Below are 10,775 nucleotides of genomic sequence, written 5' to 3'. Positions count from 1 at the left end.
CTTTTCAATACCTGTAGTTATTTATTAATTGCTAAATTATTAAAATCACTGACACAGAAATGTCCAACTTCGTGCCAAACTACTAATCAGGCATAAGTATTGTTCTAAGGAGTGCTCCCAAACTTCCCTGCTAAATACTCATATGCAGCAGGGCAGTTAACAATATTGATATTTCTCATGCCTTGACTTATTTCCTGTTCAGTTAAGTTGGTGAGGTCAAGATCGCTTTGTAGCTCACGCCCGTAACTAAACATCCTATTTATCAAGGCCTGCATTTCACCTAATTCGCATAATTGAGATTCTATATTAAATCTCCACGACGCTCTACGTACTAGGTTGGTGTCCTTGTATTCGCTCTGTGCTCTAGCGGATATATATTGATTCATACTTAATACCTTGGCCATTATCTCAACCACTTCAATATTCGTATGTTGCATACAGTTTGAGAATATGGTGACTGCATCATTGATGCTTGCTTTGGGGGGAACTGGTTTTTCGTCTCGGGTCGTCTGATCAATTCGCCAATAATCGTAGGTCTGTATATAGAAGTTGGCTAAATTCGTAGTGTGCTCAGTGAAATCTGATAATGCTTGGGGTAACATCGCCCTTGCTGCAATTAACTGGCGTTGGCGCTTTTTTTCCTCGCTATATCTGGCTGCATATACAGCAACCAAGCTGGCAGAGAAGGCGATCATAGCAGCATTAAGTGTTTGCCAGTTTGACCAAACGTCATGAACATATAGCCAATTTCCTCCACCATCATACCAAGGCTTAACTGCCATCATCACGAAGTAAGTACCGATTAGAGCTATTGCGGAGATAGATGTAGCGGTTTTTATGAATGTGTCAAACAGCTTCGTTGGAGATGTAATGTTCTCACGTAAAGATGCTAAGCAACTCTTACCCCAATAGATACATTCATGTACTAACTCATAGCAGTCTTTCTGGATCTGTGTCCAATAATTGATCATCAGCACTAAGTTACTCCTCCAAATGAATACCAATAGAGTCTATATATTTGTCGTTCGCTATGGTACTGATATTTATAAAGTTGCAATCAAAAATATATTGATTGAGCAAGCCTAGAAGCTGGTCAACTCATATGATAAGGGCTAGTGCTCCAAATCACTAGGATTGGTATTGTGAAGGCTCAGGTAGTTAGTTTGATAATATTTCGCAGGCTGAGACTAGGTTTGGTTGCATCTGATGCTGAATGGTTTTAGCCACTTTGTCTAAACGGAATTTATCAGAAGTAGGCTGTTTCGTACGAATACCCTAAGCCGTTCCTGTCTAGAAGTTACTTATAAGACCAAAATATAGCTGTTTTATTGCGTCTATCTAGTGTCTCATAATTTTATATTTAAAAATAAAATATATAAATATCAGTTTCTTACAGTTTCATTTTCGTAATCGAAGAAGAAAAACGTAGGTTGATGCTCTTGTTGCATTATCTCTTTACCAAGTCTTTGAAATTCACTCAGGTATTAGACCACTGAGGATGAGACAAGGCAAACAGGAAGCGCTGGATTGCAGGAAATTTGTTGGCTTAGAAAAAGNATAATCGAAGAAGAAAAACGTAGGTTGATGCTCTTGTTGCATTATCTCTTTACCAAGTCTTTGAAATTCACTCAGGTATTAGACCACTGAGGATGAGACAAGGCAAACAGGAAGCGCTGGATTGCAGGAAATTTGTTGGCTTAGAAAAAGCCCCGAGTGGTTAACTCAGGGCTTCGCTATGTTAGGCTTGTTGAGCTTCAAGCTCTTCGTCGGTGAGTTTATCACCAAGAATACGGCTTGTGRGGGTGYYTGCTGTCATGGCACCTGAGACGTTAAGAGCAGTTCGTGCCATATCAATCAAAGGTTCAATTGAGATAAGCAGCGCTGCGATGGTTACTGGTAATCCCATTGCAGGTAATACAATCAAGGCTGCGAAGGTCGCACCGCCCCCCACGCCGGCGATACCGAATGAGCTCACCACGATAATTGCAACTAGGGATAGGATGAAGTTGATATCCGTTGGATCGATACCCACAGTTGGAGCAACCATCACGGCCAACATTGCAGGGTAGATTCCCGCACAGCCATTTTGTCCTATGGTTGCGCCAAATGATGCTGAAAGGTTTGCAATCGCAGGTGGCACGCGCAGCTTGTTGATCTGTGCTTCTACGTTAAGTGGAATCGTTGCTGCTGAGCTGCGTGACGTAAATGCGAATGTCAGCACCGGCCAAATCTTCTGGAAATACTCTTTAGGACTAACACCAACAAAAGACACCAGAATTCCGTGAACAACAAACATTAATGCGATGGCAACGTATGACGCTACGATAAAGCCCAGTAGGTTGAGAATGTCACTCGCACTGGATGTGGCAACAACTTTCGCCATTAGCGCTGCAATACCGTAAGGTGTCAAAGCCATGATCATTTTTACCAAACGCATCACTACCGACTGAGTGGCTTCTACAAACGTACGAATCGGTGCTTCCAATTCTTCCTTTTCTGCCATCACTTTGCGTGCAGCGATACCAGTTAATACACCGAAGATCACAACAGCGATAATCGAAGTCGAGCGAGCACCAGTTAGATCAGCAAAAGGATTAGTAGGAATAAAGCTAACCAGCATTTGAGGAATGGTGAGATCGCTGACGACACCTACGCGGTCTTCGAGCACAGCAATACGAGCTGTTTCTCGGGCACCTTCAGTTAAACCTTCTGCACTAAGGCCAAACGCCTGCGTCACAAAGATACCGATGATGGCAGAAATTGCCGTGGTGGCTAATAGAACGGAAATTGTCAGGCCAGAGATCTTGCCCAATGATCCGCCTTTTTCTAGTTTGACAACGGCGGCAATCATAGAGACCAGTACCAGAGGCATAATGACCATCTTTAATAGGCCAACATAACCACGGCCAACGACATTGACCCACTCCAGAGTTTGAACGATAACCGGGTTACCTTCACTGAATATAAGTTGAAGCGCTAAGCCAAATGCACTGCCGAGCACTAAACCGCATAGAACGAGTCGGGATAATGTGTTTTCCTTCCGCTGTTGGCCAAAAAGGAAAAAGAGGATACCGACAAATACCGCTAAAGAAGCGATAGCCGCTACTGACATAATAGGTTGTCCTTATTGAGAGTTTGAGTCGCATTTATTGAGTAAATGCATTACAGGATTAAATTCTGTAACAAACAATAATGATTTGAAAAGTATGATTGAAATAAAAAAAAGATATTTGATATGTATTTAAGTTATTAAACTGGCGATTTTGTATCGAAAGTGCGCGAATAAAAGTGAAAATGGGCAACTTATTGATATTTATTAATCAAATCTCTCATCTGGATACTATCAAGAGTTTGAATTTTTCTTTCCGTGTTGGTCAGCAAGCTGTATTGCATCGCCCTTGCGACTTCTTCAGCTTGAATGGGAATCAACTTAGCCAGCTTGCCTAACATAAGCGGTCGAAGAGATTTCAAGACAAATTGAACAACGGCTTCATCAGTGCGAGGGGTATCCCTAAGGCCGACAAGAGGTCCAGGCCTGACAAAGGAAACATGTTCAAACCCCATACGCTCAATGGCTATTTCCATTTTGCCTTTGCAGCGCAAGTAATGAGACACAGAACGTACCGAAGCACCGTAACTAGAGACAACGGCTAAGTGAGTCACACCAAGTACCTTCATTGTTTGAGCTACATCGCACACTAACTCGTAATCGATGCGTTCCAGTTCCTGTTTTGAGCCTGCTTGCTTGATGGTGGTACCTAGGCAGATGAAGCCGTATTTTGGGGATGGTTTATCAGAGTCCCACTCTTGAACTTGAAGTTGTTTGTTTTCCAGTACTTCCAGCTTGGGGTGAAAGAAAGGCAGTGGACGACGGCTCAAGGCATAGATGCGTGTGATGGGAGCTTCTTCTAGCATCTGTTTAATCAGCTCTGTTCCTATTAAGCCTGTCGCGCCAGCAATCATGACGACTAAATCTCTCGACTCAGACACATTATTGTCCTTAGTTCAATGTAACAACCAGAGCATCTAATAATGCACTTGAAAAGTCTGTGATCGATCCTTTAGGTTGAGAGTTATCTTGGGTCATGTTTGGCCTCGATTAACGAGGCCATTCTGGTGGTGGAGAGATCAAGTTAGGGAGAAAGGGACTCGCTTTTGAGTCTTTTGATTCGACTTGTGTTGTTTCTGTTTCTTCGATTTTTGATTGGCAAACATACAAACCTCCTTGCGCTATCAAGCTTGGGTCAACCGTACTCGGCGTTAAGCAATGCAGTCTTCATGCCGACTAATTTTCAGTGTGATATTTTTCAGTAAGTTAGTTGTGAATAAGGCTGCCCCATATAATAAGATAGGTGATGGGCGGGAAAAGTTTCATTTTTCACATCAATTTGAATATGAAAATGACGCCTGTATATGTCTATACGCGATGAAATAAGCGTGGGGGTGGGGTGTTAACTAGCTGATTTCGCGTTACACTCAGAGCTTCACTGGGGACTCGTGACACCAAAAGGAACAATAAAATGAATATTGATGCAAGCACTCTTGCTCCTACTCAGATGTACCATTTGATGACTCAAACCGTGATTCCAAGGCCAATTGCGTGGGTTTTGACCGATTCGGGTGATGCAGATTACAACCTCGCACCATTTTCTTATTTCACACCTATCTCAAGTAACCCTCCGCTTTTAATGTTTTCTGTGGGTAAAAAACCGACAGGCGAGATCAAAGATACGACACGCAACATCCTAGAGACTGGAAGAATGGTGGTGCATATCGCAAATGCTGAGATGGCTGAGCAAGTAACTCAGACATCGGCAACCTTACCACATGGTCAGTCTGAGGTTGCCTTAGCCGAGTTGGAACTGACTGAATTTGAGGGCTTTGAATTACCAAGAATCAAAGATTGCCCAATTGCTTTTGGATGCAAGCTGTTTGAAGTTAAAGAAATTGGGGAAACACCTCAAAGCCTAATCTTTGCTCAAATTGAAGACATATATATTGCGCCGGAAGTGATTGGAGATAAACAAGAACGTTTAGTTGTTGACGCACTAAAAGTGAATCCTCTTTCTCGTTTAGGTGGTAGCCAATATGCCAATCTAGACCAACCATTTACTGTCGCCAGACCGAAATAAAGCTGTATGTTAGATCAATCTTATTCAGATGCTATTTGGCATCGAATCAATCAAAAAACTAAACCACTGGGTGCTCTTGGACAGTTAGAGTCAATTGCCCACCAGCTCGCACTGATTCAGAGTAACTCAAAAAGTGACGCCGTCACTAGTGTGAGCATTGTAAAGCCAACCGCTATTGTCTTTGCTGGTGACCATGGCATTGCGGACGAAGGTGTGAGCATCGCGCCAAGCGCTGTGACTCAACAAATGGTGTTAAATTTTCTTGCTGGTGGAGCGGCAATCAATTGTTTTTGTCGGGTAAACCAGATTGAGCTTAAGGTGGTTGATACGGGAATATTGATTCCTGTAGAGGTGTCAGCGCTCAACTTTGTAGTGCAAAGGCTGGGTGACAGAACCGCCAATTTTGCCAATGAGGCAGCGATGTCTAGTGACCAAGTCAAACAGGGGATTGAGTTTGGTCGCGAGCTAGTTAAGCGAACGGTCAATGAAGGTTGCAACCTTGTCATGTTTGGTGAAATGGGTATTGGCAATACATCAAGTGCCGCCGCCATAGTTGCTGCTTTGACAGGTCAGGATGCCCAATCATGTGTTGGTCTAGGCACAGGAATCACCACTGAACAGCTAGCGAAAAAAGTGGCTCTAGTTGAGCAAGGCGTGTCGCGTTGCCGAGGTGGTGACGTTTATCAGGTGTTATCTGAAGTGGGCGGTTTTGAGATTGTGCAAATGGTGGGGGCGTTCTTGGCCGCCAGTGAAACAAGAACACCCGTTATTGTCGATGGGTTTATTGTCACAGCAGCAGCCTACGCAGCAACGCTGATAGCACCTGAATGCAGAGAGTTTATGATTTTTGCGCATAAATCTGAAGAATTGGCCCATCAGATATTACTCGAAAAACTCGATGCTAACCCGCTGTTAGATTTGTCTATGCGTTTAGGAGAAGGCACAGGCGCCGCTCTTGCGATTCCTTTAGTCAGAGCGGCTGCAGAGTTTTACAATTCAATGGCAAGCTTCGAAGATGCCGGAGTAACGGTTTGATGCATTCTCTGAGGTATCAGATAGAACTGTTCTGGCTGGCTTTAGGTTTTTTTTCGCGGTTACCCATTCCTCAAGCTACTCCATACTCAGAAAAGCGCATGAATCAGGCTGGCCGTTACTTTGCTTTAGTCGGCTTATGCCTAGGAGCATTATGTGCCATGGTTTATTGGTTGGCCGAAAGTGTCTGGGGCGTCAATGTCGCCGTTGTCGTGGTTATGGTGTTTAGTTTGTTGTTAACCGGTGCTTTCCATGAGGATGGCCTGACCGACATGGCAGATGGCATTGGTGGTGGAATGACGCTTGAAAGGCGTTTGACCATCATGAAAGACAGTCGAATTGGCACCTACGGCGCGAGTGCCCTTGTCATGGCTTTACTGGGAAAGTACGTTCTGCTTACTGAGCTTGCGCCTAAAACTGAACTCATAGTCGTTTTACTCATCTCTTATACTTTAAGCCGAGCGATCGCTGCTTCGCTCATTTATAACATGCCTTATGTGAGTGACCCCGAGGTGAGCAAGAGTAAACCGCTTGCAAATCAACAATCTAAAAGTGAACTTGTGATACTGGCTGTCACCGCTTTGCTGCCGATGTTGTGGTTAGATTATACGCTAGTGGTTTTGTTGATTACTGCCGCTCTTATGTTTCGAGTGCTTTTCAAACACTGGCTAATGAAACGAATTGGTGGATTTACGGGCGACTGCCTAGGTGCTGCTCAGCAGTTGATGGAAATAGTGATTTATCTAGTGATACTTGGTTTTCTGTGAAGGTGAAAGAGTGTCTATACATTTGACATTGGTTGCGGCTATTTTGCCAATCAAGCTGTAAGGGAAGAAGCTTGAAGACAGTTAATATTTATTTACTCAGGCATGGAAAAACACAAGGTGAGCCTGCCTTGAATGGTTCCACTGATGTTTTGGTTGACTCCGATACTCAGCAAGCAATTTGCCGAGGTTTGATATCATTGTCTTTAAACATCACCCACGTTGTGACATCACCACTTCGGCGCTGCCAAGACTTGGCCGCACTACTGGTGTCAAATCGGCCGGCTCTCTCATTATCAGCAGATCCTCAGCTGCAGGAAATGAATTTTGGTGAGCTTGACGGTAAACCATTTGACTGTATTAAGCCTCACTGGCCATTGCTGGAGCAATTTTGGCAAGACCCCGCAGAGACGGTTTTACCAGAGGCAGAGACTCTACAGCAGTTTCACCGTCGTGTTACTCAACGGTGGACTGCACTGGTAGAGAGTGTCGAAGAGGACACATTAATCATTTGTCATGGTGGTACGATACGTATGATATTAGCTTCAATATTGGATTTAGACTGGAAAAACCCTGCGCTCTATTCTGTGCTTCAAATAGGCAATCAAAGCCTGACTCACATCCAACTGACCAGAGCAGACAGTCTGTACCAACGAGTGTGCTCCATTGGCGTACCACTTCAAATTAAGGAATAAAACATGACAACACCAAGTTGGAATCTGACCATTGCTTATCAAGGTTTAGACGATAATAAGATTGAACAAGATGTCGAGCTCGTTCAGCAATGTATTCAGGTATTGGGACTGAACGTTGATAAACGTAACTCGGTTGCCGTGATGCAAAATGCAATATTGACTAGTGAAGCCGCAGGCAAGCTACTTTCAACAATCAATACGTTTGCAAATTGCCATGCGTCAGTAGACGCCAAAAACAGCGCAGCCAAAGCAATGATTGGTCGTGTAGCTAAGCTGAATTCTGAGCTTTCTCAAGCGTTTACGCCTTATGAAGATACTCTGACAAACGCTCCCGAAGAGTTCATTATTGAGGTATTGAACCATGAAAATGGGGATGTGTTTGGTCAGGCATTTCAGATTGATTGTACACGCAAGCTTGCAGACACCAAGTTAAGTGTTGCGGAAGAGCAATTGCTATCAGCAATGCAGGTGGATGGGCGAGATGCTTGGGGGAGAATGTATGACAACATCACAGGCTCGCTGCAAGTGAATGTAGGAGAACACGAACCCGATTTTATCGGCTTTTCTCAGGCTGCCAGTATTTTGTATGGTACGGACTTTAACAAACAAGAACGAGCTTGGCGCGGTATTCAGAAAGCAATGCACACGCACCAAGAAAGTTTTGCTGGAATTTTAAATGCACTAGCGGGATGGCGCCACACGGTCAACCAAAAACGTTCTCATGTGAAAAAAGTACACTTCCTAGATAGTAGTCTTCATGGCAGTCGTATCCAAGCGGAAACCTTAGATACCATGATGAAAGTTGCTAAAGACAACCGACATGTAGGACAGAAAGCAGGTTTGCTTATGGCCAAAGTGCATGGTTTGACGGAAATGAAACCTTGGAACCATTTAGCGGGTATGCCGAGCCTAACAGAGACTCAACCTAAGGTGTATAGCTTTGATGAGGGTATCGAGATCATTACCAATGCCTTTGCTCAAGTGGACAATGAAATGGCGGAATTTGTCACCATGATGGTGGAAAATGGATGGATTGACGCTGCGCCTTCAACCAACAGACGCCTAGGTGCATATTGTACAAAATTTGCCGCAACGCGTTCCCCGTTAGTCTTCATGACTTGGGGAGGAAGCCGTTCCAATCTTCTCACTCTAGCTCATGAACTTGGCCACGCTTTTCATAACTGGGTAATGCGTGATATGCCGCTGTGTCAAACACGCTATCCGATGACGCTAGCAGAAACGGCTTCCATCTTCGCTGAAAATATTGTCCGTGATTACTTGCTGGAACAGAGCGAAAGTCGTGAAGAAAAGTTGGAAATGCTATGGGAAGAGCTTTCAAGTTGCTACGCCTTGATGATCAATATTCCAGTGCGTTTTGAATTTGAAAAGGCATTCTATCAGCAGAGAATGGCAGGTGAACTGAGTGCTGAACAATTGTGTGCTTTGATGAGTGAGACTTGGAAAGAATGGTATGGTGAGTCAATGACGGAAGCCGATCCTTATTTCTGGGCAAGCAAGCTTCATTTCTCCATTTCGGGAGTCAGTTTTTACAACTATCCGTATTTATTTGGCTATCTGTTTAGTAAAGGTGTCTATGCACAACGAGAATCGAAAAGTGACAACTTCTATGCGGATTACGTCAGCCTTTTACGTGATACTGGCTCAATGATGGCAGAAGAAGTGGTTGAAAAGCATTTGGGTATGGCATTGAACAGTGAAGTGTTTTGGCAACAAAGCGTCGATATGGTGAAAAATAAAATTGATGAGTTCGAATCTCTATTGGATCAAGAATAAATTCACCATAAATATGATACGATAGTCAGCAAGCCGGGTAGGGAGTCTGCCCGGTTGTTTTATGTACAGCGAGAGCATTCTATCCCGAACGGAAAATGGTATCGGGCGTGGCAGTTGAGTTTTTTACGATGAAGCACGGATTTTCTCTTGATAAGTGAGATCGTGTCTACATAAATTGCCTGAACAATTCATTAACATACCCGCTGTGCAATAAAGGAGTAGCGCATGACGAAAAACCTCTTTCGCCAATCTTTTCTTTTTGACAGTCTGAACTTAGAACAAGACATGCCAGCTGGTGAAATCACTGTTGCAAATGGTACTGTGTTCAAACTTCACCAACGTGGAGTTCTGGAAGTCATCCCGTCAACGTTAAATGAAGACAGTAAACACATCATTTTTTCCTGTGGTGTTCATGGTAACGAAACCGCTCCCATGGAGTTGGTGGATAAAATCATTTCTGATATCCAGTCAGGCTTTCAGCCTGTCACGGAACGTTTGTTGTTTATTATTGCTCATCCTGAGTCAACGAACGCTCATACTCGTTTTCTAGAAATGAACCTCAACCGTTTGTTTGATGAAAAAGAATATGAACCTACGAAAGAGCTGGTCATTGCGCGAAACCTTAAACGTATTGTGGCAGAATTCTATGAAGGTACGCCTTCAGATAAGCGCTGGCATCTAGATCTGCATTGTGCAATCCGCTTATCTAAACACTACACATTTGTTGTGAGCCCGAAGACACGCCATCCTGTTCGAAGCAAAGCTCTCATGGAGTTTGTTGCGAGCGGTCATATTGATGCTGTGATGTTTTCCAATGCGCCTTCCAGCACATTCAGCTGGTTCAGTGCCGAAAACTTTGCCGCACAGGCATTGACGGTGGAATTAGGGCGAGTTGCACGTATCGGGGAGAATGATCTCGATAAACTGGTCGCTTTTGATTTGGCGATGCGAGATCTCCTCTCATCCAGCGAAGCAGAACACCTACCGCGTGTGCCCGTTATGTATCGTGTTAGCCGTACTATCGTTCGTCTGCACGATGACTTTGATTTCATGTTTGATGATGATGTAGAAAACTTTACGGCATTTAAGCATGGCGAAGTGTTTGGTCATGATGGTGATAAACCGCTGATGGCAAAAAATGAGGGGGAAGCGATCGTATTTCCTAACAGGCATGTTGCGATAGGGCAAAGAGCTGCGTTAATGGTTTGCCCAGTGAAAACGCGTTATGAAGAAGATCAACTTGTCTATGATTAAAGCGTTTGCAGTCTAAACTCATCAGACAAGCTTTCTATTTTAATGGCTTAACGGTATCGTTAAGCCATTATTTTTATCATACCTAGAATCACTTGCTGTATGAA

Annotated in this window: 9 protein-coding genes; 6 read left to right on the top strand and 3 right to left on the bottom strand. The window is 43.8% G+C overall.

What is annotated here, in order from left to right; all coding sequences use genetic code 11:
* Positions 1-104: 104 nt before the first annotated feature.
* The 3 genes from L1D31_RS07730 to L1D31_RS07720 form a co-directional block, all read right to left on the bottom strand.
* Positions 105-977: a hypothetical protein gene (locus tag L1D31_RS07730; RefSeq protein WP_239836514.1), complete on the bottom strand. Its 873-nt coding sequence runs from the start codon at positions 975-977 to the stop codon at positions 105-107.
* A gap of 761 nt (positions 978-1,738) precedes the next feature.
* Positions 1,739-3,112 (bottom strand): L-cystine transporter, encoded by a 1,374-nt coding sequence (locus L1D31_RS07725; RefSeq protein WP_239836513.1) that lies wholly within the window; start codon positions 3,110-3,112, stop codon positions 1,739-1,741.
* Between the two features lie 191 nt (positions 3,113-3,303).
* Positions 3,304-3,990: an NAD(P)H-binding protein gene (locus L1D31_RS07720; protein ID WP_239836512.1), complete on the bottom strand. Its 687-nt coding sequence runs from the start codon at positions 3,988-3,990 to the stop codon at positions 3,304-3,306.
* A gap of 530 nt (positions 3,991-4,520) precedes the next feature.
* On the opposite strand from L1D31_RS07720, the gene L1D31_RS07715 reads away from it, so the two are divergent.
* The 6 genes from L1D31_RS07715 (at position 4,521) to L1D31_RS07690 (ending at position 10,671) form a co-directional block, all read left to right on the top strand.
* Complete coding sequence (locus tag L1D31_RS07715) at positions 4,521-5,132, top strand: flavin reductase family protein (protein ID WP_239836511.1); 612 nt, start codon at positions 4,521-4,523, stop codon at positions 5,130-5,132.
* Between the two features lie 6 nt (positions 5,133-5,138).
* Complete coding sequence (cobT, locus tag L1D31_RS07710) at positions 5,139-6,167, top strand: nicotinate-nucleotide--dimethylbenzimidazole phosphoribosyltransferase (protein WP_239836510.1); 1,029 nt, start codon at positions 5,139-5,141, stop codon at positions 6,165-6,167.
* A complete protein-coding gene (locus L1D31_RS07705; RefSeq protein WP_239836509.1) occupies positions 6,164-6,931 on the top strand; it encodes an adenosylcobinamide-GDP ribazoletransferase in 768 nt (255 codons plus the stop codon). Before cobT ends, L1D31_RS07705 begins: the two co-directional genes overlap by 4 nt.
* A 71-nt stretch (positions 6,932-7,002) precedes the next feature.
* Complete coding sequence (locus L1D31_RS07700; protein WP_239836508.1) at positions 7,003-7,623, top strand: histidine phosphatase family protein; 621 nt, start codon at positions 7,003-7,005, stop codon at positions 7,621-7,623.
* Positions 7,624-7,626: 3 nt separating this feature from the next.
* The gene (locus tag L1D31_RS07695; RefSeq protein WP_239836507.1) at positions 7,627-9,417 is read left to right on the top strand and encodes a M3 family oligoendopeptidase; all 1,791 of its coding nucleotides are present in this window, start codon (positions 7,627-7,629) and stop codon (positions 9,415-9,417) included.
* A 225-nt stretch (positions 9,418-9,642) separates the two neighbouring features.
* The gene (locus tag L1D31_RS07690; protein ID WP_239836506.1) at positions 9,643-10,671 is read left to right on the top strand and encodes a succinylglutamate desuccinylase; all 1,029 of its coding nucleotides are present in this window, start codon (positions 9,643-9,645) and stop codon (positions 10,669-10,671) included.
* The last annotated feature ends 104 nt before the right edge of the window (positions 10,672-10,775 follow it).

The organism is Vibrio sp. Isolate23 (genome assembly GCF_022398095.1).
GTDB lineage: Bacteria > Pseudomonadota > Gammaproteobacteria > Enterobacterales > Vibrionaceae > Vibrio > Vibrio coralliilyticus_A.
This window is presented reverse-complemented; position numbering and strand designations above follow the sequence as displayed.